A 22890-nucleotide genomic window follows, 5' to 3' on the forward strand; every position below is an offset into this window, starting at 1 on the left:
AGGCCTTGTCATAACAGTAATACGCCTTTTATTTCTGACTTTATAAAAAGCGGTTGTCATCGTGAGCCTCTATTTTACATTGCGTTAATTGATGTCGGTTAGGCATTAATTTGGTGCAGATTGGTATGTTTATTTGCACTCGTCAAATTGGATAGACTAGTGTCATCAGTTTAATAAGGATTAAACAATGAAAAAGTTACTCGTTATTTTCAGTTTTCTCATTTTCTCAGGCTTCGCTTCTGCGAATGACACGCCTTACGAGTTAATTAATCACGTTGGCGATAAACTATTTGCCGACATAAAAACGGTTAATCAAGATGGCAAGGCGACGGAAACTCAGATGAAAGGCATTGTACGTAGCCGTTTAATGCCGCACATAGATGTCAAGTTTGTATCTTTTAAATTACTTGGCAAACACATCAAAGGGTTAAAGCGAGATGAAGCGATTGAATTTATCAATGCAGTAGATAAGTATCTTGTAGCCACCTATGCCAATGCACTTTTGCAGTATAAAGGTCAAGATGTATTGTTTGAAGAATTACCAGTTTCTGACGGCGCTGATTTTGCCACAGTCAAGGTGGTAATAAAAGAGCAATCAAAACCGGATATTGATATGCATTTTAAGTTTCGCCAAAGCAAAGACGGCAGTTGGAAAGTCTATGACATGGTTGCTGAAGGTATTTCTTTATTGAGTGCTAAGCAAAAAGAGATCACGATGAGAATTTCAGAAGTAGGTTTAGCTCAGGTTACGGCTGAATTGAAGAGCAAAGCATAAATCAAATTACTTCCCCCGACTTTGAAGTAACCAAAAGAGCACATCATGATTGATATGCTCTTTTTTTTGGTTCTGAAATTAGATTACTTGGTTTATCAACGGCTTTTCCAGTCTTGCTGCGTCGAGGTTTTCACAGGTTATTGTTGCAATTTGTTTTAGTGCTTCTTTGGTAAAGAAGCCTTGATGCCCTGTAACTAGTACGTTGGGGAAGCTAACCAAACGCGAGAAAACATCATCTTGAATTATTTCTTCACTATGGTTTTTAAAAAATAGCTCTGACTCTTGTTCATACACATCTAAGCCGAGATAACCGAGTTGTTTAGACTTGAGCGCGGCGATACAGGCTTTGCTATCTAACAGGGCGCCTCTACTGGTGTTAATAAGCATCACACCCGCTTTCATTTTGGCAAACGCAGCATCATCGATAATATGATGGGTATTTTCATTAAGCGGACAGTGCAGACTAATAATATCCGATTGTGCTAGTAAGATATCTAGAGAGACCAAAGTGTAGGGGCCTTCTCCAACGTTTGGGTCATAAACTAATACATTGGCACCAAAGCCGTTCAAGATACTGACCAATGCTTGCCCAATTTTGCCACAACCGATGATACCGACCGTTTTATTATAAATATTAAAACCTAGTAAACCGTTGAGATCAAAGTTATCTTCTCGAACTCGATTATAGGCCTTATGAGTTTTGCGGCTGAGCGTTAGCATTAACGCGATACAGTGCTCTGCAACCGCTTCAGGACTGTAGGCTGGCACACGGACAACATTTATACCACGCAGCTTTGCTTGTCGAATATCAACGTTATTGAAACCTGCGCAGCGTAGGGCGATGAATTTAACACCATAGTCAGCGAGTTTATCAATCACTTGCGCATTTACAGAATCGTTTACAAATACACAAACCGCGTCATAGTGCTGACACAGTGAAACTGTGTTTTCATTGAGTGACTCGCTAATAAAGCTTATTTCAAGTTCTGAGTAAATATTTACAGCTTGCTCAAAAAATGGCACTTCATAGTTTTGCGAACTGAATAGGGCGATTCTCATGATTAATGTGGCTCTCTATCACTGATTTAAGCGTTTCTGGTTTAGTTCTTGGGGCATATCTAGATACTAGCATGCCTTCTGAGTTTATTAGAAACTTGGTAAAATTCCATTTAATTGCACGGTTTTGCGCGATACCACGGGTATGAGATTTTAAGTAGCTAAACAATGGATGTGCATCAGGTCCGTTGACTTGTGTTTTAGTACAGATCTTAAAGCTTAAATTGAAATGTGTATTGTAAAACTCTTTAAGCATTTCATCTTCAAGTGGCTCGTTGCGACCAAACTGATTGCAAGGAAAGGCCAATACCTCAAATCCAAAAGGTTTGTATTTGCTGTATAGCTTTTCAAGTGCAGAAAGTTGTGGCGCAAAGCTACATTTACTCGCAATGTTAACGATCAATAACGGTCTTCCCGCCAGAGACTGTAATGGCAAAACTTGGCCATCAATAAGTTGTGCACTAAAACGATAAATATTCTCCATCCTTTCAGGCTCCGTGTGATTTATTCATGTTATTCGGTATCAAAGCGGTTTTTTCATTTGCTATGACAGAGGTGCTCGGGTATAAAAACTCCATTCTTATTAAGATAACAACGAAATAGGACAGAAATATGTCAGTGAAAGTCGCATTTATAGGATTAGGCGTCATGGGGTATCCAATGGCTGGGCATTTGCAAAAAGCGGGTCACCAAGTCACGGTATATAATCGTACTACCAGCAAAGCCGAAAAATGGGCCGAGGAGTATGCTGGCAACTTTGCAGTTACACCTAAAGACGCAGCGACTGACTGTGATTTTGTGTTTATGTGTGTTGGCAATGATGACGATTTACGCTCAGTCGTATATGGCGAAAGTGGTGTATTAGCGGGAGTGAAGCCGGGAGCGGTGATAATTGATCATACTACAACATCTGCAAAAGTTGCCCGTGAAATAGCGCAAGAAGCCAAGAAATTAAAAGTTGAATTTCTAGATGCTCCTGTATCTGGAGGCCAGGCTGGTGCAGAGAATGGCGTGTTGACGGTAATGGTTGGCGGAGACGAAAGTACGTTTGCAAAAGCACAACCAATCATGGCCGCGTTTGCTCGCTTTAGCCAATTAATTGGAGAAGTGGGTGCTGGGCAGCTTTGTAAAATGGTTAATCAAATCTGTATCGCGGGTGTGGTGCAAGGGCTCGCAGAAGGCTTGCACTTTGCTAAAAAAGCGGGTCTTGATGGTGAAAAGGTGATTGAAACGATTGCCAAGGGTGCGGCTGGCTCTTGGCAAATGGAGAATCGTTATAAAACCATGTTAGCAGGCGAATATGACTTTGGTTTTGCAGTCGATTGGATGAGAAAAGATTTAGGCATTGCGCTAGACGAGTCAAGAAGTAACGGCGCAAATTTGGCGCTTACAGCTTTAGTGGATCAATATTATGCGGATGTTCAAGCGCTTGGCGGCAACCGTTTTGATACCTCAAGTCTACTGGCTAGGCTTGACGCTATTCACGACAAAAGCAAATAACCCTTTCTTTTCTAATCTAATACCAGTTGTATTAAGTAAATGATCTATTTTGAAGCGGGAAATAGCTTTAGTAGCACCGCTCTCGCGTCCTGCTACCGCTAAGGTACCTATATCCATATAGGCAAGGCAAAATTTTGCTATTTAGTTGTTCTAAATGAGAAATTTTTAACGAAGCTAATATGCTATTTCACCCTTCGAATTGATTAGAGAATTAATTCAATTGGTATAAGTAGCTTAAGGTCGGGTTAGTTGTTATGGCTGCGCTACATTGGTGATAAATTGCTGATGTAGTGCGCTGAGATTCGTCAGTATTGCGTCTTTACCTTTGATATCGCTGCGTTTAAGCACTGCACCAATCGCGTCAACGGATTGCAGCGAGGCAAGTTTTGATGCCGTTAGCTGGTGGCTAATATGCCAAGGCTCCGCAGCAACTCCCCCTCGGTAACAATCATAAGGCCGATAGAAACCAAAAGTTGCTAAATGCGCATCAAGCCACAGCGAAAATTTGTGCTGATGTCCATCTTTCTGGTATTCCCACGGTTCCAGTTGTAGTGATTGCCCTGCTGGTACAAGGTTTTTGGCGAACACATCCAGATCAGTGCCCAAATGGTGGCGACTAGCACCAGGTAGGGCGGAGAACAACATAATTGCTTTTACTTTGTCGATGTCTGAGAGGTTACTCAGTTCTATCTCTTGATTAGTGATACCAAAAACAGGACGGCGCATTGCAAACTTGCTATTCCAAATCGCTTTTTGCCTTTCAAATCCTCGATATGCGGACGCCATGTAAAACTCAAAACCTGCCTTTTTCGCAGCTTTAGAGAGGTCATTGAGATCGGAAACTATTGCGCTATGCACGTGGCGACCATGGTAAAACACCAGATGTGATTCGTTGACGCCACAAGCGCTACATTCAGCGCTTGTAAGCATATAGTTGCTAGGCAAGTAACTTCTCCAAGATCTTTTCATAGATTAAGGCTAATTGATCTAGGTCTTTGCAGCTCACGCATTCATCGACTTGATGGATTGTGGCATTAATTGGGCCAAGCTCAATTACCTTACATCCCGTTTGGGCAATAAACCGGCCATCCGATGTGCCACCTGAAGTTTCCGGTGTGGTTTGCCTTCCCGTCACTTCTTTGATGGCTGCAATCGTCACATCGAGCAACGGACCTGGTTCAGTTAAAAACGGTAAGCCATTCAGTACCCAATTAAGCTCATAATCAAGTTGATGCTTGTCTAGAATAGCAATAACGCGCTGTTTGAGCTCATCGGCTGTAACTTCGGTGCTAAAACGGAAGTTAAACTGTACTTGCAGGGAACCTGGTATCACGTTGCCAGCCCCTGTTCCGCCATTGATATTGGACACTTGGAAGCTTGTTGCGGGGAAAAATGCATTCCCTTGATCCCACTCGGTCTGACTGAGTTCAGCAATCGCCGCCGCAGACAAGTGAATGGGGTTTTTAGCAAGGTGAGGGTAAGCTACGTGACCTTGTTTTCCAATCACTTTTAGGTGTCCTGTGAGTGAACCGCGGCGACCATTTTTTACTACGTCGCCAAGTTTATGGCGCGATGAAGGTTCACCGACTAAGCACATATCAATTTTTTCGTTGCGGGCTTCTAATAAATCTACAACTCGAGTTGTGCCGTTCACGAAAGGGCCTTCCTCATCAGAGGTTATCAAAAAAGATAGTGACCCTTTGTGGTTGGGGTGTTTTTCGATGAACCGTTCCGTTGCCACGATCATAGCTGCAAGTGAGCCTTTCATGTCAGCAGCTCCACGGCCATGCAACATGTCATTTTCAATCACTGCAGCAAATGGCGGGTGTTGCCATTGACTCTCGTCGCCAACCGGTACTACATCAGTGTGTCCAGCAAAGCAAAAATGTGGTCCGCTGTCGCCTTTTCGTGCCCATGTGTTGAGGGTATCAACAAAGAAGTGTTCTTCGATGGTAAAGCCAAGCTTTGCTAGGCGTTCATTCATTAATTGTTGGCAACCAGCATCATCAGGTGTAACAGAAGCCCTTTGGATCAGAGCTTGAGCGAGCTTAACTACTTCGCTCATTAGGCAAAAATCTCATCATACTGCGCAGCTTTAAAACCCAAGTGATATTGACCTTGGTACTGCAAAATAGGGCGCTTTATCATGGCTGGTGCCGCCAAAAGGTGTTGTTTCGCTGACTGCGCATCGAGATTTTGTTTTTGTTCTTCGCTAAGCGCTCGGTATGTGGTCCCGCGTTTGTTTAACACGTTTTCCCAGCCAAGTTGGTCAATAAAAGTAGTGAGTAGAGCTTCGTCTAATCCATCTTTGCGGTAGTCGTGAAAAGTGAATTCGATATTGTTGTCTTGAAGATATTTTTTGGCTTTTTTAATGGTATCGCAGTTGCTGATCCCATACATGGTGATTGTCATAAAGCACACGCCCTTGCAATTGTGATTATCGGCTCTTTGGCCGCAGATACTTGTTTTAAAGGATAATAACACGCACCAAGCTTTTGTGCATTGAGTAGCACAATAGCGGCCATGGTTTTTGCTTCACTGAGTGGAATATCAAAAAAGCATAGCGGCTCTCCAAGCTTTATCGTGGTTTTGCCAAAGCTGTTTGCTTTGAGATATTCGGGTTTGGCAAACTCATTGCCGACTTCTAAGCTCAGCAACATTTTTAAGCCGTTATGGGCGTGTAGAATGTATTCACAGTTATTTTTTCTGATCTGAATTAGTTTTCCGTTACAAGGAGATAGCAACAAAGGCACGCGCATTTGTACACAAACACCAATCCCTAACATTCCTGACGCAATCGCCGCGTTTGGGTGCGCACTTAGCGGTAAGACTTTACCAGAAAAGGGACTTGGAATATGCGCAATAGGGTTTGCGATTTGGGATATTGGCCGATATTGGATAGGTGGTGAGAGTTCAATCAAAGTAATAAATATCCATCTTTTTTAAGTGCTTGCATCGCTTGCTGGATTTGGCTTTCTTTTACTAGGATGTAATCGGTATCGTACGTTGATAACGTAAAAATAGAGACGTTGGACTTTGCTAGCACACCAGAAATATTAGCCATAATGCCTGTAAGCGAAAACCCCAGCGGGCCCACGACTTCCAATGCTCTCCAATGACTTTCAGCCGCGAGGCTACTGACTGCGATATCTGACGCGCAAACGATAGAGAGCTCATCCTCAGTTTTGGCAATAAAAAAGATTTTACTGTTTAACACTGCTTGTGGAACAGCGTCATCGCAATCCAAGCTATGTATTGTAAATTCTTGTTTGAGCAATTGCAGCGTTTGCTTTGACATTACCAACCCTTGTTTTTGGAAAAATACCAATTGGTATAATTCATAGTATAGCTAAGTCAATTTAAAGACCAGAGGGTTCACCCGAATTCTGGGCAAAAGAAAGGATTAGTGAGGTAATAAAGAAAAGGGCTCACGCATTGAGCCCTTAGTGTGAAGACTATTCTTCGATTTGTGTTGCCTGAATAGCAGTTAAGGCTATGGTGTATACAATGTCATCAACCAAAGCCCCGCGGCTTAAGTCGTTAACTGGCTTACGCATACCTTGTAACATAGGCCCGATGCTAACAAGTTCAGCACTTCGCTGCACCGCTTTATATGTGGTGTTACCTGTATTTAGATCTGGGAAGACAAATACTGTTGCTTTACCAGCGACTTTGCTGTTTGGCGCTTTTTTACGTGCGACATTTTCCATAATGGCGGCATCGTATTGCAGCGGCCCGTCAATATCGAGATCAGGGCGTTTCTTTTGCGCGATCTCTGTGGCTTCACGCACTTTTTCTACATCTGCACCTTGTCCAGATGTTCCTGTGCTGTAACTGATCATGGCAACGCGAGGCTCAATGCCGAATGCTGCAGCGGAATCTGCAGATTGAATTGCGATATCTGCTAACTGCTCAGCCGTTGGATCAGGGTTAATTGCACAGTCGCCGTATACTAACACTTGGTCCGGTAGCAACATGAAAAATACTGAGCTTACCAAAGACGCGCCTGGTGCCGTTTTGATTAACTGCAGTGGTGGACGAATAGTATTGGCGGTGGTATTTACCGCACCAGATACTAAGCCATCAACTTGGCCTTCGGCTAACATCATGGTGCCGAGCACGACGTTATCTTGCAGTTGCTCTGCCGCAACAACTTCGGTTAGGCCTTTGTTTTTACGTAGCTCAACCATAGGCGCAATGTACTTTTGCAACTCTTCTTCTGGAGATAAGATAGTCACGTTTTCATTAAGCTCAACACCTTGTTGCTGGGCGATACGCTCAATCTCTTCTCTATCTCCAAGTAGAACGGTTTTAGCAATGTTTCGTGCACCGCAGATAGCCGCCGCCTTGATCGTTCTAGGCTCATTACCCTCAGGCAGCACAATGGTTTTGCTAGCACGTCTAGCTAAATCAGTCAGCAGATAACGAAACGCAGGAGGGGAGAGTTTTCGGGTTTTACCGACCCCTTTAGCCAAACTTTCCAGCCACTCGCTATCGATATGGCGAGCGTTGTGCTGTTTTACGCGCTCGATGCGCTGCTCGTCATCACTTGGCACTTCCATATTGAAATTATGTAATAGTAACGAGGTACGCCACGTATCAGCCTCAGTAGCAAGAATAGGCAGACCGGTATCCATCGCTTGCTCACATAAGGTCATGATCTTCTCTTCTGGTTTGAATCCACCAGTTAACAAGATAGCGCCAATCTTGGTGCCATTCATAGCTGATAAACACGCTGCAACTAAGATATCCGAACGATCGCCAGGAGTAACCAATAGGGCACCTGGCGTAAAGTGGTTAAGAATGTTCGATACCGTTCTTGCACAGAAAGTAACACGGCGCAGACGACGGTGCTCCATATCACCCGCATTGATGATTTCGGCTTTTAAATAATTGCTTAAGTCGATAACTCGCGGCGCAACTAAGTCAAAGTCCCATGGTATGGCACCTAAAAGTTGAAATGGGTGTTTTCTGAAAATAGGTAGCGATGCTAAACGATTCATTTCGTTTTCAAGCTCTTCTGGTTTGTATTGATCAACCAGATCGGCGCGCGCTCTGCCATCTTCATCCAGCGGTGCATTCACTTTATTGAATATACAACCCAATACGCGAGGGTGGTTTACACCGCCATAATTGCCTGCAGCTATCTCTAAGCGGTCTTCAAGCTCGTCGATAGAGTCATTACCCGGCGTTAAGACAAACACGATATCTGCACCTAACGTTTGCGCAATCTCGCGGTTTACACGGCCAGCGTAAGGTTGACGACGGGTGGGAACCATTCCTTCTATAATGGCAACTTCATCGTCTTGTACTGTGCCTTCAAAGCGCTCCACTATTTCTTCTAACAGGTCATCGCCTTTACCATCACCTATCATTTGCTCAGCGTAGCTAAGCTCAAACGGCGTGGGTGGGGCAATGGTTGAACCTTGCTGAACGATGAGTGTTGACTTCTCGGGGCCGACTTCATCTTTACGAGGTTGAGCGATCGGCTTAAAGAAGTTTACTTTTACCGCTTTTTGTTCCAGTGCTCGGACTATTCCTACAGACACCGACGTCAAACCAACGCCCGTTGAAATAGGAATAAGCATGATACGACGACCCATCATTACACTCCTTTAGCAAGCGTGGCTGCATCGTTGGCAATCACCCACTCTTCATTGGTTGGGATGACCATAGCGACAGGAGAGTGAGACTCATCAGTGATCACACCTTGATTACCAAAGCGTGCGTTGAGGTTATGCTCCTTATTGATGTGCATGCCAAGGAAGCTAAGTTGGCTCACTACTTTTTCACGGATAACGTCAGAGTTTTCACCAATTCCGCCAGTGAATACAAGTGCATCTAAGCCGTTTAGTGGTACCAAGAAGCTAGCAATTTGTTTGGCTAAACGATAACAGAAAATATCAAGCGCCAGTGTTGCTTGAGGATGGTTCTCCTGCGCTGCTTCTTCTATCGTACGGCAATCGTTAGAAAGCTCACTAATACCTAAAAGGCCACTTTGTTTGTTCAACAAGGTGTCAATTTGCTGTGTTGAATAGTTTAGGTGATTAACTAAAAACGAGAACAAGCCTGGATCAATATCACCACTTCGGGTGCCCATCACTAGGCCTTCTAATGGAGTTAAGCCCATGCTGGTGTCCACCGATTTACCGTCTTTAATTGCGGTAACGGAACAACCATTGCCCAAGTGTGCAGTGATAATACGAGATGGCTTATCTTTTAAGCCTAAAATCTCGATGGCCTGCGCCGATACATAAGCATGGCTGGTGCCGTGGAAACCATAACGTCTAACACCATGTTCACGGTATAGTGAATAAGGTAGGGCATAAAGGTACGCTGTTTGATCCATACTTTGATGGAAAGCCGTATCAAAGACAGCGATTTGCGGTAAATGTGCAAATGCGGCTTGAGCTGATCGGATCCCAAGTAGGTTAGCTGGGTTATGTAAAGGCGCCAGACTTGCCGTTTCTTGGATAGCTGTGATAACGGAGTCATCGATAATGACTGAGTGTGTGAAGCGCTCACCGCCGTGTACCACGCGATGGCCTACAGCGACAAGATTTGCGTCTAACGCGAGATCTTTGATAAGTTTTACAAGTGTTGTGATCGCAACTTGGTGCGCATCACCACTATTTAGGGGCACGATTTCCTTGTTGCCTTGGAACTTATATTTAATTTGTGGCGACTGTTCAGCTAGGCGTTCAGCCAGACCTGATAATATCTCCTCTCCCGTTGCATTATCGATGATTGCAAACTTAAGACTGGAGCTTCCACAATTAAGAACCAAAACATGCTGAGATGACATAATGACTTTCCGTTTTGACAATAACAGTTATTGCGTATTAAGCTTAAAGCTATAGCGCATATAAGCTACGCATTTAGACTAAGGTATAGTTGACAGTAAAGACGTCGATTTTACCTCATTTTTTATATAAAAGTTAGCACCTAGGAGTTATGATGCAAAAAAGTCTTATTTCGCAAGTGCAACTTGGACGTCAATACTCGAAAGAGTGGCCTATGCGCAAGGAGCTAGCACCGTTGTTCCCTGAATTTAGGGTGATCAAGGCGACAGAACTTGCTTTAAATACAATGCCTATGCTGGCGGTGTTTACTCTGTTTTTGCAGACCAGCCAATTGGGTTTTCAATATCTTCCGCAAGCCATTGCGATTGCTTTGTTCTTTTTATCGCTTCCTCTCCAAGGATTATTATGGCTTGGTAAAAGAGCTGAAACGCCGTTGAATCCGGCTTTGTATTCTTGGTATACAGAGCTGCATCAAAAGATGGTTGCTAATGGTTATGATTCGCCCCTGTCTTCAAGAAAGCCTAGATACAGAGATTTAGCGCGATTGCTAAAAGATATGTTCGATAAAATGGACAAAGCGTTTACGCAAGAAAACCTGTAGGATCCGTTTTCCTGCCTACCAAGCAAGTAGGCAGTGATTTGCTCATAATTGGTGATCTGATGTTGGATTACTTGCGCTGATATTCGTTTATTAAAAACGAGAGCGTGACTTCGATATGATCCATCTTTTGTAATCTATCCATGTGTTGTTGCTTAAATTTCCATGCAAACGGCGTCATCATGATTAAGTGCTCAACACACTCAAATTCCATGCTATGTGTTTGTTGCAATTTAGTTCGTTCAACCAATTCAAACCCTTGTGGTGTTTCAGGTGCCTTGTGTAGCTTTACATTATCATAAATCAGCGACTTGAGTTCGAATAGATGGTGCTCACCAGGTGAGACGACATACAAACTGCCTGATGGTTTGCATAGACGGGCAAGTTCCTCGGCAAACACTGGCGCAAAAATACTCACAATCACATCTGCAAATTCATTTTCAAAAGGGGCGTCTTTGATAGAGGCTACGCTAAACTCTACTTGAGGATAGCGTTTAGCAGCATAGCGGACAGCAGGTTTTGCGATATCGACCCCGTAGACTTTAGCATTCTCGCAGCGGTTTGCGATTTCACGGGTATAAAATCCTTCACCACATCCTAAATCCAGTAGGGTAGCTGGCAATTTTTCAGAGACTATTTGTGCAAGTCTATCACGTAGAAAGTGATAGTGATCGGTTTCGAAGAATGCCCGACGCGCTGCAACCATTTCCTGATTGTCGCCCGGTTGTTTTGATTTTTTATTTTGCACGGGTAGTAAGTTGACATAGCCTTCTTTGGCAATATCAAATTGATGATTATTATTGCAACTGTAGCTGGCACCGCCCTGATATAAAGGCAGTTTACACAGTGGACAGCGGTAGTGGGAGATCATTTGTCTAAGTATTCCCTATCAAAAAAAGTTTTTACCCAGTGTGGGCGATATGTAATGAGTAAGGTGATGGCCATACCATTCAACATGGCTTCCGGGAACCACATTATCACCGCAAAATGGAGATAATTGTCCGCCAACTGATACCAAGTATAGGCATCGACTGCATAATAATAGAATGCGCTTAGGAGTATCTTTAAACAGCCCACCGTACCTGCGAAAATAAATGCACAAACAAAAATATAAACAAAAAAGTGCCGCGGTAAATGATGATAGCAAAGGGCAAAAAGTCCATAGCTTAAGTAAACAGGGAGCAGTGCTGTGAATAGCCAAAAATTACCGAACTCTATCAAAGTAAAAGCGCTAAAGTAACTGTGGACGAGACAGGCCAAAGTCGCACTCAACGCGCTTAGCCGCCAACCCAAAATTAACGTTACTGCGGTTATTCCTAGAATATGAATGTTCAACTCAGGTAAGATACCTGCTTTTATTTGCCAAAGGAATGTAAGCACGACCGCACAGCTAAATACACCAGTTTGTCTGGCAGGCACTTGTAACAATTGCTGATATTCTTTGCGATGAAAACTGAGTAAAAATAACCCAAGGGCAGCGATAAACGTCACGTTTCTATCCAGTTTTTAAGTTGGTGATTTTAGTATATGCCGAGCACTGAATTCACAGTCTCGGCGGAAAAGCGGGCGATTAGATGTCGAAAGTTGCCCAAATAGGTGCGTGATCTGAGGGTTTATCAATTCCTCTCAATTCGTAATCTATGTCACTTTCAATACACTTCGCAGTTAAAGGAGCAGTTGCTAGAACCACATCTATGCGTAGACCACGATTATCATCAAACCCTTTAGAGCGATAGTCAAACCATGAGTACTTTTCGGTTGCATCAGGTGTTAACTCTCTAAATGTATCTTTAAAGCCCCAATCTAGCAGTGTTTTTAACCATTCGCGCTCTTCAGGTTGGAACGAGCACTTACCTGTTTTTAACCAACGCTTGCGGTTTTGCTCACCAATACCAATATCTGCATCCAGTGGAGAAATATTAATATCGCCCATGACCACAAGGTTAGATTGAGGATCGGCAAAATTATTTAAATGGGTCATGAGGTCCGCATAAAATTGTCTTTTATACGGAAACTTTGTTTCATGGCTGATGTTATCCCCTTGAGGGAAGTAACCATTCATAACGGTAACTTCGTTCCCTGAATCGCTTTCAAACGTACCGCTGATCATGCGACGTTGTGATTCATCAGTATCCGTTGCGAAGCCTTTTTGTATCGCTTTTGCAGGTTTCTTGGAGAGTAGTGCCACACCGTAATGCGCCTTTTGGCCATGGAAATAAACATGGTAGCCAAGCGCTTCTACATCGTCGACAGGAAAAGCTTCGTCATGGACTTTAATTTCTTGCAGTCCAATGACATCAGGTTGGTGTTTTTCAATCAATGCTTGTAATTGATGCAGTCTAGCTCTAAGGCCGTTTATATTAAACGAAACAATTTTCATAGCGCTCTCTTTAGATTCTTGCTGTTATTTGACAAAGTTTATCACTTAAAAACGAGAGGGTCAGCGCTTGGGGGAAATAACTTCTTTAGTGAATGGGTACGCATGTTGGTAGTTGTTAAATTTTGCACAAGTTTAGCGCGGGGATAACGAGGATTTTAGCTTAGTGTGAATAGATCATTAAATAATCAAAATTGCATGATTTAGCTGTTTACTTATTCTTCATTGTAATTATAATCCGCGCCGAATCGTTCAATTGGGGTATACTATGCTTAAATCTCTCTCTTTCTTTGGTCTTGTTTCTTTGGTTTCTACAACGGCTTTTGCTTCACAGGTTGAGTTCACTCAAGCTGATGCATCACCAGCGACAAAAGTATGTGCTGTTGCAGCAGAACAAGGTTTCAGTGCAGCTCGTAGAGAAGCTTCTTCACTAGGTCTATTTATTTCACGCTTTTCACCAAGCATCCATTGTAACGGTGAAGATATCCGTGAGTTTGCGAAAGCGGCAAAGCGCTCGCAAAAGCAAGAAAAGAAAGTTGAGCTAATCGCTGAAAAAACTGATACCGCAACTGAGCTATGCTTAGACGCAGTTCGTCACGGCGTAAATCACCTACGTTTGAATAACCAACAGGTTCGCAACTTACGTTGTAACGATATGCCTGTTAAGCAATTCGTCAAAGAATTCAGAAACGCAGCAATCTAACCTAATTGATGTGAAGAGAAGGGGCGTTTAGCCCCTTTTTTATTGCTTTTTATTCAATTGTGCATCACGATATTTGTTGTAACAGACTAGCGCTGCCAAACCTCCTACTGGCACTGTAATAATACCGAACCAGCCACCCGTATATAAGACGGCAAGTAGCATTCCAATATCAATACCGCCGATAACACAATCAGAATGACCACTTTCTGAAACCCGACAATTCAGTACTGCAACGCTAAGTTCAGCAATGAGTAAACCAAATAAAGGCGCAAGGGCGAGAAACCCTAAGCTCACCGCTAAAAGTTTCAATTGCTTGTGTGACATGTACATATCCTTATTTATCATTCACGTTTATTGTGTCGTGATGAGATTAACGCGAGCTGATAATTTCTGCAACGCAATGACAGTCGCACGTTTTTTGCACAAAAAGTGTCGTTCACATAATACGATATTTAACGTAGTGAGGATGGTGAAGTTGTACAATCAGGTGAAAACCAAAAGTCATCGGAGGCTGCTGACCACTCATCGCTACATACACCGAGTTGCTCACCTTCAACGTCAGCACAGGCATCGTGATTTAAGCAATCTTGAGTGTATTGTCCATCGCCAAACATTGGGCAGCCAGCACCGCATCGAGCAGCACAAAAACCATGACCGCCAACAATATAACTCCGTGTTTTTACGTTTGAATCGTTAACATCCCAAACCGCTGTTCTTGAGTAACCCATGTATGGACAAAGATCGGTCCATCCTTGTGCACTAAAGTCCCTAGTAACTTCTTGTTCTATTGCCTCACCTAACGGGTAGGTCGATAAAAACTCGAAGAACTTCAGCAACACCAGTTTCGATTGCTGGTCTAGAGTAGATTGGCTCTTCATGATGGCGCTTCCATTCAGTTTTGCATGATGTAACATATCTTTAATATCTGTTTGGAGTGCTTGAGTGTTAACGAGTGGCTGCTTAGTCGCATCAATCCCTGATATTTTAACTAGCTTCTTATTTTGATCTAGCGATAAAAAGTAAAAATTACCCTTGTATTGAATGGATGCCGAGACTATACCCTGCATTTTGTTAGTTATCGAAAACTGAATTGGAGAGGAATCACTTTGCAGGTTTGGCGATTGGTCCTTACCATCATTGTGAGTTTGAATTACTCCTTTAATACCGTGTTCCGTAGTCTGAACGATAGTATTGTCGGTGCTAGCGAATGTTAAACCAGAGAATAATACAGATAAGATAATAGATGAAAACAGGTGCTTCATAGTAAATCCTTTTTAAAAAATATTAAAAAACTAGGTTAAATTAAAGTTCTTAACCTGGTTTACATTTTTGTTTCATTTTTAGTGTTTGTCAAGTGTATGTTCTATAAAGAAATAATTGTTTTATTGGTAATAATGTTGTTTTTTGGTTTTGACCAAGTTATAAAATTATTACCGTGAGCTTCTTGCGTTGTTTTACTTACTTAAACTATTACTTGCTACCGCTTTATAACCTTGTCTATTTCTTTGCTATAATCCGCACAATTTTGGTAATAGGCACTGACCTCCAATGACATTTAGCGAATTACAACTTCACCCTGAACTACTAAGCGCAATTACCGAGCTTGGGTTTGCGTCACCAACACCAATCCAAGAAAAGAGTATTCCACTTCTGCTCAGTGGTTTTGATTTAATTGCAAGTGCCCAAACTGGAACCGGTAAGACTGCTGCCTTCATGCTGCCGATTTTGCACTCCATGCTGATAGGTGGCGTGCAAGATGAGAAACGGGTTAGGGCGCTGATACTTACCCCAACTCGTGAGTTGGCGCAGCAGGTTGCTGAGCATACTGAAAAGTTAGTGGGTAGCACCGGCCTAAATGTCGTGTGCTTATATGGCGGTGCAAATATTGGTCCGCAAGAAAAGCGCTTAAGAGCGGGCGTTGACATAGTGGTTGCGACACCTGGGCGTTTACTTGACCACCTAATCAAAGGCACATTAACACTCAAAAATATTCAACACTTGGTCTTCGATGAAGCAGATCGCATGTTAGATATGGGGTTTATGGGGGAAATTAAGCGGATCATGCGAACTATGCCGCTTAAGCGTCAAACGTTGCTATTTTCAGCTACGGTTGACGATGCTGTGTTGTCCCAAGTAAAGCCTTGGTTGAACGACCCTAAGCGAGTAGGAGTTGAATCTCAGAACAGCACCGCAAGCACAGTTACGCAAACTTTCTATTCGGTAGACGAAGATCGCAAACGTGAATTGATCTCCCACTTGATTGGCAAAAATAATTGGCATCAGGTACTGGTGTTTACTCGCACAAAAAATAGTGCTGATAGCTACGCAAAAGAATTGAATAAGGATGGCCTTAAAACCGCAGCGATCCACGGTGATAAGTCTCAAGGTGCGCGTGACAAAGCGCTATCTCAATTCAAATCAGGTGAAATTCGCGTCTTGGTTGCAACGGATGTAGCAGCTCGTGGCATTGACATTGACTCGCTAAACTATGTCTTCAATGCTGAGTTACCCTATGTTGCTGAAGACTATGTGCACCGTATCGGCCGTAGTGGTCGTGCTGGACAAAATGGCCAAGCCATTTCGCTTGTGAGTATTGATGAACAGTGGCTACTAGAAGAAATAGAAATTTTCTTAGATGAGCGATTTGCACCGCAATGGCTGCTAGGCTATGAACCTGATTTAACCAAAGAGCCTAAAGACACTCGCCGTAATTCTGGTAAATCTAAGAAGCAAAGAGACAAAAAGCGTATTTTGGGAACAAGAACCAAGCGTAAAAGGAAGTAATGGCTTAGCGCTAAAGCTTATGTTTGGCTTCTCTCATCCAAACATAAGCATCATTGGCCATTAATTACTAGTAGAGGTTTTGATATAAACAGCTGCCCCAGATACAGATAAAAACGATAAGTGCGATCAACACGCCTGCAGAGCCCAAGTCCTTGGCAAGCCCCGACAGTGGGTGGATTTCTAAACCGACTCTATCAATTGTTGCTTCAATAGCAGTATTTACTATCTCTGCAAACATCACAAACAGCGTTGCACAAAACAACATAACGCGCTCATAGAGTGAAAGTTCAAGTGTAAACAGCAAAATGATAGTAACCAGCAGTAGAATAAGCTCTTGCCGAAAGGCGGATTCATTTTTTGTGAGCCAATTAAACGCTCTAAATGAGTGTCCAAGCGCCAGCAATAGTCGTTTTGCTCCAGTTGGCTTATTGGTGTTATCAAAATGCATTAGTTTCTCCATTAGTTGCGAGTAATTGAGTTTGACAGGTTGCAAATATGTCATTTTTGGACTGATAGGTTTTCGAATTAACTTGGGTTAAGCCAAGTAACGTATCGTAGATATTGTCATGAGAAAGGGGTTGCTGTTTTACAGCGTCAATGCAACCACTGTAGCTTTTATTTGTTAGGCGGTTACTCCAGTAAATCATCGGGATCTGAGTTTGTTCTTTAGGTGCTAGACGATATGGAAAGCCATGTAAATATAATCCGGTTTCACCAAGTGATTCGCCATGATCGGAAACATAGAGCATGTTGACTGTTTCTGCGTCTAACGAAGACAGTTGTGTAATGGTTTTGTGCAACACTAAATCTGTGTAAGCGATGGTATTGTCATAGGTGTTCACTAATTCTTGAGGCGTACAATTTTGGATATCGCTACGTTGGCAATCTGGGAGGAATTTTTGCTGTGTTTTAGGGTAGCGGCGATAATAAGTTGGGCCATGCGAGCCAATCATATGTAAGACAACAACAATATTGCTTGTTTGCGCGTTGTTTATGGTAGTCATAAGTGATGGGATTAGTACCTCATCAAAGCAATACTTACCGTCGCACAGCGGGTTATCCTTGTTAGTATCAATCCGATAATTCTCAACCCGATTACATACACCTTTACAACTACTATTATTGTCTATCCAAAACACTTCGGCGCCAGCCCTGTGGATCACATCAAGCACGTTATCTTGGCTCTGAGCAAGACGGCTATTGTAATGTGCTCTATCTAGCCGTGAAAACATACAGGGTACTGAAATTGCTGTCGCTGTGCCACAAGATGACATGTTACTGAAATATTTGATGCCGTCCTGTTTAGTGTATTCGTTAGTATCTATTTTATAGCCTCCATGTGAAAAGTTGCTTGCACGTGCAGTTTCACCAACAACGATAACGGTGATATTAGCACTTGATTTGGAAGCTAAAGCAGGTGTTTTATCTAGTAATCGAAATGGTAATGGAGGATAAAAATAGTTATCTCTCAGGTATTTATATCCTGCAATATAAAATGAAAATGGCGTGATATAGCTTGCGACTTCTTTATTGTTTCTACCAACGGAGGCATAGTTTTGATAAAAGCTAAAGGCTATCAAAGAGATGAAGGTAATTGAAACAAAATTAATGAGTGTAAAGGATTTTAGCCTTTGCTTTAGTGGCTGTTTTATTTTGTTTTTTGTTATTAAATAAGCAGGGGTTAAACCCAGGGTTAGTACGAAAATAACTAGTTTTAAATTTAAATATGAAAATGCTTCCCCTGTGTCTGTTTCAATAACGTTTTGTATCATGTTTTTATCAAATATGACGCCGTAGTTTATTGATGCGTATAGCAACACACTAGATAACACAATGGTGATAAATAATAAAGGCCGTACGAAGGTGATTAAAGAAAGCCAACTAAATAGTAACAGTGTCAGGAAAAATAAAAGAATAGGGACAGACGCTAAAAATAGCCAATCGGACCAGTCCTGCATTGTAGTAGCATTAGGTACAGTAAAGGGTGGCGAGAACCATCAGGCTGGTATAGCCTGATGGGGAGATATGTTTTAAAAATTTAAACATATCCAACTCCTGATGAGAAAATAAAAACTAAGTTATCTTTATTTTCTATAGAAATACTTAAGGCAACCTTATGCTTTACTCTTTTAATCGATAAATTTGCTCCTGATAGGCCAAATTACTAAATAATACATGAGATAGTGCTTTTTCTTTCAAATCAACGGTGTGCGTTGTATTCACCAGTGGTGTTTGCATCTTAGTCGCCACGTCATATTGCCAATAACTCACTTTGTTTCCTGGCATCAAAATGGCGGCTTTGTCATCTTCAATGTAGGCAAAATTATCGTAATATTGCATCATCGCTCTTTGCACTGGATATTGTTTGGTTAAGTCAAAACCAAGCATAGGCGTTGGGCGTTCAACCCCTATTAAAGAAAGCAAAGTGACAGGTAAATCAATTTGACTGACCAATCTTTTATCTTGTTTCTGATTAAAGTCTGAATTCAAAATAACGGCTGGAATATGAAAAGACTTAATAGGGATGGGCTCGGATCCATACACCCTGACATCATGATCTGCAACGACTAAAAAGATAGTATCCTGCCAATAGCGGCTTTGCTTGGCCTTATCAATAAACTTTCCGAGCGCATAGTCGGCGTACTTGATAGCGAGATCTCGCGCAGGTTTATCACTTTTATGATTTGTTGGTAACATTACTTTTCCGTCAGGAATTTCAAACGGGTCGTGATTGCTAGATGTAAAGATCAAACTAAAAAATGGCTTTTCTTCTTCACTCAGCTGAGTTAGTTCTTTATCCGCTTGATTAAACAGATCTTCGTCGCTGGCGCCCCAAGACGCAACAAACTCCGGGCTTTCAATATCATCAAAGTCAACGATACGTTGAAAGCCATTTCCTAAGAAGAAGCTTTTCATGTTATCGAAGTGGCTTTCGCCACCGTAAATAAACTGTGTGGTATAGTTTTCTTTGGCTAAAATATCCGCCAACGTACAAAATTGTTGCTGAGACTTTGAAAGCTTAACAACGGAGCGTGATGGTGAGGGGATAAAGCCGGTGATCACGGCTTCAATTCCGCGAACCGATCGGGTGCCCGTTGCGTAGAGGTTCTCCAGCCCCCAGCCTTCTTGATACAGTTTATCTAACTCTGGGGTTAGGTTTGCTCCCCCCAGCGAGCTGACAAAACGTGCGCCTAAGCTTTCCTCTAAGATAATTACTAAGTTTTTCTTTTTGCCCTGATGATATGCCAGATTAGTGGCTAGGGTAGGAAGTGTATTTGAGATAAAATCTTGTTTGTAACTTGCTTTTCTTACTGTATCAAAAACCTTTTCTTTGGATAGCGAACCATAAAGCGCACTGGCACTTTTTTCGCTGCCCATATTTTTTGCTGCGAACGCAACACTATAAGCTGAATTGATGGTCAGCGAATTAACCAATGCATCCTGTGAGAAATAGACGGTAGCAGGGTTAAGTGGTCTATGACTCAGAGTGCCTCTTGCTAATAGCGCTAAACAGATAAGACTACAAAAAGTAGAGATAGCCATATTCCTCTTTGATGGCACATCGTTGCCAATGCGAGGAAAATATCTCAAGGTGGTTATTAAAGCTAAAGTACATAAAAGCAGGGTGAATATCACTGTGCCCAAGTGGCCACTCAACAACATTGAAATAACTTCTTTGGGGTAAATCAGATACTCAATAAATAAACGGTTCGGTCTGATGTCGTATTGCAAAATAAATGCAGGAGTTGCAGCTTCAAGTAGTAGGACAAATGCAATACCCAACGCAATATACCCCGTTATTAGCGCCGTAAGTAAAGGCTTTAATGGTTTAGGCATAAAATAGTGTGTGACCATTAACAATAAGAGTGGTATCGCGAGATATGCGATAGTACTCAAATCAACTCGAAGGCCTGATATCACAAAGGTCAAAGGATCAGAGCCTGCCATTCTCTCTAACATCCAAGCCGATAGTCCTAAACGGCTAAGCGTCAAAATTACCAACAAGGACAAGAAAAACACCATGAAAGGTTTTGCATAAGGAGTTGAAAAGTGTACTTTGTTCATAGAATGTTAAGAATAGCTGCATTTATCACAAGACTATCCGACGAAACTTAAGAAAAGCTTAGGAAATCCTTCGGAATTGATGAAAGTTGAAGTTCTCTTTAGCGAATCTTAAGTTTGAGCAACTAAGCTATGTGACATTAAGCACTAGCCAAAGGTTTATTTATGAATGTGTTACTGATTGAAGATTCTGAGTCCTTGCGTCGCAGCTTAACCTTAGGGCTCTCTAAACTGGGCTTTACGGTAGATGATACGGCGGACGGCTCTAGCGGTTTGAGTATGGCGCTGATGGATCACTATGATGTAATTATTTTAGATATCATGTTGCCCAGTTTGGATGGCATAAGCGTGCTTAAAGCGCTAAGACAACATAAGAATGATACTCGAGTGTTGGTGTTGTCAGCAAAGTCACAACCTGAAGACCGAGTGCTGGGTTTATTAAGTGGTGCAGACGACTATCTCGCCAAGCCCTTTTCGTTTGATGAGCTGCATGCACGGCTATTAACGCTAATGAGAAGAGGGGCATTTAAACAAGATGGTGATGAAATCGTGCATGGCTTTTTGACCATTGACTTGCAGCTAAAGTCGGCGTTAATTGCAGGGCAGCGAATAGACTTAACACCCAATGAGTATAAAATTTTGGAATGTTTGTTTACTAATCAAAATAAGATTATTACATCAGAAAAATTGAGCACTTATATTACCGGCAATTTCGATAGTGTGTCGAAAAATGCTATCGAAGCTCACCTTTCTTCGCTACGCAAAAAGGTAAAAGCGTTGGGTCAATGCTTGCCAGTTAAAACTAAACGCGGGTTTGGATATTATGTTGAGCAACTACCATGAAGTCGATCCGAGGGAACTTAGTTAGCACATTATCAATTACCATCACAGGTGTTGTAGTCGCCATTTTACTCGCTACAGATTTGGCTGTTGACTCTTGGATTGACTCACAATTCGACAAAGCGATGCATACAAAAGTTGGCATGCTGATGACGTTAGTCTCTGAAGATGAAGATCATCTTGAACTGCACTTTTCCGGTGAGTTTTTACCTGAATTCACTGGCAATATCGAGCCCGAATATTATCAAATCTGGTTGAACGACCGAGTTTTTGCACGCTCTGACAGTTTAGATCTTTTTTCGCAACACGAGTTACCTTATTTGTCGTTATCACTTGGCGAGAGCAAAGTGGTAAATAAAACCCTGCCAGATGGTCGTGCGGGACGGATCATATATACCCGTTTTATTCCGCAGATCCATACCCTAAAAGGGGAAAAAAAATCTTTTGACGACGAACTTGTTATTGCCTATGCGGCCTCGTCGGAGGGGCTGGACTTTATTCTTTGGCTCATTGATATCGTTTTTATCGTGACTATCGTATGTGTTGTGGTGTTTATTCGTGTCTTTGTGCGTAAAACGGTCGATGTTGGTCTCGCGCCGTTGAATAGCATGAACGCTCAGATAGCCAAACTAAATTTTTCTAAAGATTCAGACACCATAATATTAGAAAAGCCAGTCTCTGAGCTATTACCCGTTGAGCAAAGCTTAAACCGTTTTATCGTTGAAAACAGACAACTGTACTTGCGAGAAAAGCGCTTAACCTCAGATATTTCGCACGAACTAAAAACGCCCATTACGGAGCTCATTAATTTGGCGGAAGTTATTTCACGCTTTCCCGAAGACAATGAATTGATGGATGACTTTGTGCCAGAAGTATTAAGAATAAGTCAGCGGATGAAAAACATCGTCACCAACGTAATGTTGTTACATAAATACGAGCAGATAAAGCTACCTAAAGAAGATGTTGTTGATGTATTGCAAGTCGTCAACCGTTCGATTGGTGAGATAGCACTTGATAATGTTGAGATTCAGACAACTTGCTCAGAATGTCCAATTCAGACCAACTTAATGGCAGTTGAGAGCATCATTGGTAACTTACTAAAAAATGCCAAGCGCCACCGTGTAGTGGGTTCCGAAGCACTTATTGTTGTTGAAAAGGGGGCGACAAATGGGATAAATGTTCGGGTGAGCAATCAGGCTTCCGGCGAGCTCGAAAACATGAATTTAGCACAGTTATTTGAACCACTATGGCAAAGCGACCAGTCGAGAAGCGCGAATGATTGCTTTGGCTTGGGGTTGCCTATTGCTAGGGCCTTTGCTGAAGCCATTGATGCGGAACTCACTGTTGCGTTGGAAGGGAGCACCATCACCTTTACATTGACCCTTTGAAGCA

Annotated in this window: 24 protein-coding genes; 7 read left to right on the forward strand and 17 right to left on the reverse strand. The window is 42.3% G+C overall.

From position 1 onward, the window contains the following. Positions 1–187: 187 nt before the first annotated feature. Positions 188–775: an MlaC/ttg2D family ABC transporter substrate-binding protein gene (locus tag CWC29_RS05995; protein ID WP_128728327.1), complete on the forward strand. Its 588-nt coding sequence runs from the start codon at positions 188–190 to the stop codon at positions 773–775. Positions 776–853: 78 nt separating this feature from the next. On the opposite strand, the gene CWC29_RS06000 is transcribed toward CWC29_RS05995, so the two are convergent. Then, positions 854–1834: a 2-hydroxyacid dehydrogenase gene (locus CWC29_RS06000; RefSeq protein ID WP_138522309.1), complete on the reverse strand. Its 981-nt coding sequence runs from the start codon at positions 1832–1834 to the stop codon at positions 854–856. After that, complete coding sequence (locus CWC29_RS06005; RefSeq protein ID WP_010373899.1) at positions 1800–2315, reverse strand: glutathione peroxidase; 516 nt, start codon at positions 2313–2315, stop codon at positions 1800–1802. The genes CWC29_RS06000 and CWC29_RS06005 overlap by 35 nt, the downstream gene beginning before the upstream one ends. 128 nt (positions 2316–2443) lie before the next feature. On the opposite strand from CWC29_RS06005, the gene CWC29_RS06010 reads away from it, so the two are divergent. Beyond that, positions 2444–3331 (forward strand): NAD(P)-dependent oxidoreductase, encoded by an 888-nt coding sequence (locus CWC29_RS06010; protein ID WP_138522311.1) that lies wholly within the window; start codon positions 2444–2446, stop codon positions 3329–3331. Between the two features lie 252 nt (positions 3332–3583). Here CWC29_RS06010 and CWC29_RS06015 read toward each other — a convergent pair whose 3' ends face one another. The 7 genes from CWC29_RS06015 to CWC29_RS06045 form a co-directional block, all read right to left on the reverse strand. Then, positions 3584–4276 (reverse strand): M15 family metallopeptidase, encoded by a 693-nt coding sequence (locus CWC29_RS06015; RefSeq protein ID WP_138523216.1) that lies wholly within the window; start codon positions 4274–4276, stop codon positions 3584–3586. Continuing rightward, positions 4269–5396, reverse strand: a complete 1128-nt coding sequence (dapE, locus tag CWC29_RS06020; protein ID WP_138523202.1) for a succinyl-diaminopimelate desuccinylase — start codon at positions 5394–5396, stop codon at positions 4269–4271. The genes CWC29_RS06015 and dapE overlap by 8 nt, the downstream gene beginning before the upstream one ends. Next, positions 5396–5743 (reverse strand): ArsC family reductase, encoded by a 348-nt coding sequence (locus CWC29_RS06025; protein WP_128728321.1) that lies wholly within the window; start codon positions 5741–5743, stop codon positions 5396–5398. The genes dapE and CWC29_RS06025 overlap by 1 nt, the downstream gene beginning before the upstream one ends. Further along, positions 5740–6252, reverse strand: a complete 513-nt coding sequence (locus CWC29_RS06030; protein WP_128728320.1) for a PTS glucose transporter subunit IIA — start codon at positions 6250–6252, stop codon at positions 5740–5742. The genes CWC29_RS06025 and CWC29_RS06030 overlap by 4 nt, the downstream gene beginning before the upstream one ends. After that, positions 6249–6629 (reverse strand): ACT domain-containing protein, encoded by a 381-nt coding sequence (locus CWC29_RS06035; protein ID WP_010373910.1) that lies wholly within the window; start codon positions 6627–6629, stop codon positions 6249–6251. The genes CWC29_RS06030 and CWC29_RS06035 overlap by 4 nt, the downstream gene beginning before the upstream one ends. Before the next feature lie 157 nt (positions 6630–6786). Further along, on the reverse strand, positions 6787–8934 hold the full coding sequence (gene pta, locus CWC29_RS06040; protein ID WP_193554588.1) for a phosphate acetyltransferase: 2148 nt from the start codon (positions 8932–8934) through the stop codon (positions 6787–6789). A gap of 2 nt (positions 8935–8936) precedes the next feature. After that, positions 8937–10136 carry an acetate kinase gene (locus CWC29_RS06045; RefSeq protein ID WP_128728318.1) on the reverse strand — a complete coding sequence of 400 codons (1200 nt, stop codon included), beginning with the start codon at positions 10134–10136 and terminating at the stop codon, positions 8937–8939. 152 nt (positions 10137–10288) lie between these two features. Here CWC29_RS06045 and yfbV point away from each other — a divergent pair, with 152 nt between their 5' ends. After that, positions 10289–10735, forward strand: a complete 447-nt coding sequence (yfbV, locus tag CWC29_RS06050) for a terminus macrodomain insulation protein YfbV (protein WP_138523220.1) — start codon at positions 10289–10291, stop codon at positions 10733–10735. Positions 10736–10802: 67 nt separating this feature from the next. Here yfbV and rlmA read toward each other — a convergent pair whose 3' ends face one another. From rlmA to xthA, 3 genes are all read right to left on the reverse strand, one after another. Further along, complete coding sequence (gene rlmA, locus CWC29_RS06055) at positions 10803–11603, reverse strand: 23S rRNA (guanine(745)-N(1))-methyltransferase (RefSeq protein ID WP_128728317.1); 801 nt, start codon at positions 11601–11603, stop codon at positions 10803–10805. Further along, positions 11600–12223: an energy-coupling factor ABC transporter permease gene (locus CWC29_RS06060; RefSeq protein ID WP_138523200.1), complete on the reverse strand. Its 624-nt coding sequence runs from the start codon at positions 12221–12223 to the stop codon at positions 11600–11602. Before CWC29_RS06060 ends, rlmA begins: the two co-directional genes overlap by 4 nt. A 79-nt stretch (positions 12224–12302) precedes the next feature. Further along, on the reverse strand, positions 12303–13112 hold the full coding sequence (gene xthA / locus CWC29_RS06065; RefSeq protein ID WP_128728315.1) for an exodeoxyribonuclease III: 810 nt from the start codon (positions 13110–13112) through the stop codon (positions 12303–12305). 265 nt (positions 13113–13377) lie between these two features. On the opposite strand from xthA, the gene CWC29_RS06070 reads away from it, so the two are divergent. Then, positions 13378–13812, forward strand: a complete 435-nt coding sequence (locus CWC29_RS06070; RefSeq protein WP_128728314.1) for an exonuclease III — start codon at positions 13378–13380, stop codon at positions 13810–13812. Between the two features lie 39 nt (positions 13813–13851). Here the strand turns inward: CWC29_RS06070 and CWC29_RS06075 are convergent, their stop codons facing one another. Together CWC29_RS06075 and CWC29_RS06080 are read right to left on the reverse strand one after the other, a co-directional pair. Next, positions 13852–14136 (reverse strand): hypothetical protein, encoded by a 285-nt coding sequence (locus tag CWC29_RS06075; RefSeq protein WP_128728313.1) that lies wholly within the window; start codon positions 14134–14136, stop codon positions 13852–13854. Between the two features lie 128 nt (positions 14137–14264). After that, positions 14265–15074, reverse strand: a complete 810-nt coding sequence (locus CWC29_RS06080) for a hypothetical protein (RefSeq protein ID WP_128728312.1) — start codon at positions 15072–15074, stop codon at positions 14265–14267. 286 nt (positions 15075–15360) lie between these two features. On the opposite strand from CWC29_RS06080, the gene CWC29_RS06085 reads away from it, so the two are divergent. Next, positions 15361–16596, forward strand: coding sequence for a DEAD/DEAH box helicase (locus CWC29_RS06085; protein ID WP_128728311.1), 1236 nt, complete (start codon positions 15361–15363; stop codon positions 16594–16596). A 67-nt stretch (positions 16597–16663) separates the two neighbouring features. Here CWC29_RS06085 and CWC29_RS06090 read toward each other — a convergent pair whose 3' ends face one another. The 3 genes from CWC29_RS06090 to CWC29_RS06100 form a co-directional block, all read right to left on the reverse strand. Beyond that, positions 16664–17044 (reverse strand): diacylglycerol kinase, encoded by a 381-nt coding sequence (locus CWC29_RS06090; RefSeq protein WP_010605037.1) that lies wholly within the window; start codon positions 17042–17044, stop codon positions 16664–16666. Further along, positions 17034–18554 (reverse strand): phosphoethanolamine transferase, encoded by a 1521-nt coding sequence (locus tag CWC29_RS06095; protein WP_235956534.1) that lies wholly within the window; start codon positions 18552–18554, stop codon positions 17034–17036. Before CWC29_RS06095 ends, CWC29_RS06090 begins: the two co-directional genes overlap by 11 nt. Positions 18555–18717: 163 nt before the next feature. Continuing rightward, positions 18718–20619 (reverse strand): LTA synthase family protein, encoded by a 1902-nt coding sequence (locus CWC29_RS06100; RefSeq protein WP_138523218.1) that lies wholly within the window; start codon positions 20617–20619, stop codon positions 18718–18720. Between the two features lie 204 nt (positions 20620–20823). Here CWC29_RS06100 and CWC29_RS06105 point away from each other — a divergent pair, with 204 nt between their 5' ends. Then, entirely contained in the window at positions 20824–21501 is a 678-nt protein-coding gene (locus tag CWC29_RS06105; RefSeq protein ID WP_138523198.1) for a response regulator transcription factor, read from the forward strand. After that, positions 21498–22886 (forward strand): histidine kinase dimerization/phospho-acceptor domain-containing protein, encoded by a 1389-nt coding sequence (locus CWC29_RS06110; RefSeq protein ID WP_138523196.1) that lies wholly within the window; start codon positions 21498–21500, stop codon positions 22884–22886. Before CWC29_RS06105 ends, CWC29_RS06110 begins: the two co-directional genes overlap by 4 nt. The last annotated feature ends 4 nt before the right edge of the window (positions 22887–22890 follow it).

The sequence above is a fragment of the Pseudoalteromonas galatheae genome (assembly GCF_005886105.2).
Lineage (GTDB): Bacteria > Pseudomonadota > Gammaproteobacteria > Enterobacterales > Alteromonadaceae > Pseudoalteromonas > Pseudoalteromonas galatheae.

Bases quoted from the DNA above. Each gene is read 5' to 3' on its own strand.
- yfbV (WP_138523220.1), top strand. From the start codon at position 10,289: ATGCAAAAAAGTCTTATTTCGCAAGTGCAACTTGGACGTCAATACTCG.
- CWC29_RS06025 (WP_128728321.1), bottom strand. From the start codon at position 5,743: ATGACAATCACCATGTATGGGATCAGCAACTGCGATACCATTAAAAAA.
- CWC29_RS06105 (WP_138523198.1), top strand. From the start codon at position 20,824: ATGAATGTGTTACTGATTGAAGATTCTGAGTCCTTGCGTCGCAGCTTA.
- dapE (WP_138523202.1), bottom strand. From the start codon at position 5,396: ATGAGCGAAGTAGTTAAGCTCGCTCAAGCTCTGATCCAAAGGGCTTCT.
- CWC29_RS05995 (WP_128728327.1), top strand. From the start codon at position 188: ATGAAAAAGTTACTCGTTATTTTCAGTTTTCTCATTTTCTCAGGCTTC.
- CWC29_RS06110 (WP_138523196.1), top strand. From the start codon at position 21,498: ATGAAGTCGATCCGAGGGAACTTAGTTAGCACATTATCAATTACCATC.
- xthA (WP_128728315.1), bottom strand. From the start codon at position 13,112: ATGAAAATTGTTTCGTTTAATATAAACGGCCTTAGAGCTAGACTGCAT.
- CWC29_RS06095 (WP_235956534.1), bottom strand. From the start codon at position 18,554: ATGCAGGACTGGTCCGATTGGCTATTTTTAGCGTCTGTCCCTATTCTT.
- CWC29_RS06075 (WP_128728313.1), bottom strand. From the start codon at position 14,136: ATGTCACACAAGCAATTGAAACTTTTAGCGGTGAGCTTAGGGTTTCTC.
- CWC29_RS06085 (WP_128728311.1), top strand. From the start codon at position 15,361: ATGACATTTAGCGAATTACAACTTCACCCTGAACTACTAAGCGCAATT.
- CWC29_RS06000 (WP_138522309.1), bottom strand. From the start codon at position 1,834: ATGAGAATCGCCCTATTCAGTTCGCAAAACTATGAAGTGCCATTTTTT.
- CWC29_RS06070 (WP_128728314.1), top strand. From the start codon at position 13,378: ATGCTTAAATCTCTCTCTTTCTTTGGTCTTGTTTCTTTGGTTTCTACA.
- CWC29_RS06005 (WP_010373899.1), bottom strand. From the start codon at position 2,315: ATGGAGAATATTTATCGTTTTAGTGCACAACTTATTGATGGCCAAGTT.
- CWC29_RS06045 (WP_128728318.1), bottom strand. From the start codon at position 10,136: ATGTCATCTCAGCATGTTTTGGTTCTTAATTGTGGAAGCTCCAGTCTT.
- CWC29_RS06080 (WP_128728312.1), bottom strand. From the start codon at position 15,074: ATGAAGCACCTGTTTTCATCTATTATCTTATCTGTATTATTCTCTGGT.
- pta (WP_193554588.1), bottom strand. From the start codon at position 8,934: ATGGGTCGTCGTATCATGCTTATTCCTATTTCAACGGGCGTTGGTTTG.
- rlmA (WP_128728317.1), bottom strand. From the start codon at position 11,603: ATGATCTCCCACTACCGCTGTCCACTGTGTAAACTGCCTTTATATCAG.
- CWC29_RS06035 (WP_010373910.1), bottom strand. From the start codon at position 6,629: ATGTCAAAGCAAACGCTGCAATTGCTCAAACAAGAATTTACAATACAT.
- CWC29_RS06100 (WP_138523218.1), bottom strand. From the start codon at position 20,619: ATGGTGTTTTTCTTGTCCTTGTTGGTAATTTTGACGCTTAGCCGTTTA.
- CWC29_RS06010 (WP_138522311.1), top strand. From the start codon at position 2,444: ATGTCAGTGAAAGTCGCATTTATAGGATTAGGCGTCATGGGGTATCCA.
- CWC29_RS06090 (WP_010605037.1), bottom strand. From the start codon at position 17,044: ATGCATTTTGATAACACCAATAAGCCAACTGGAGCAAAACGACTATTG.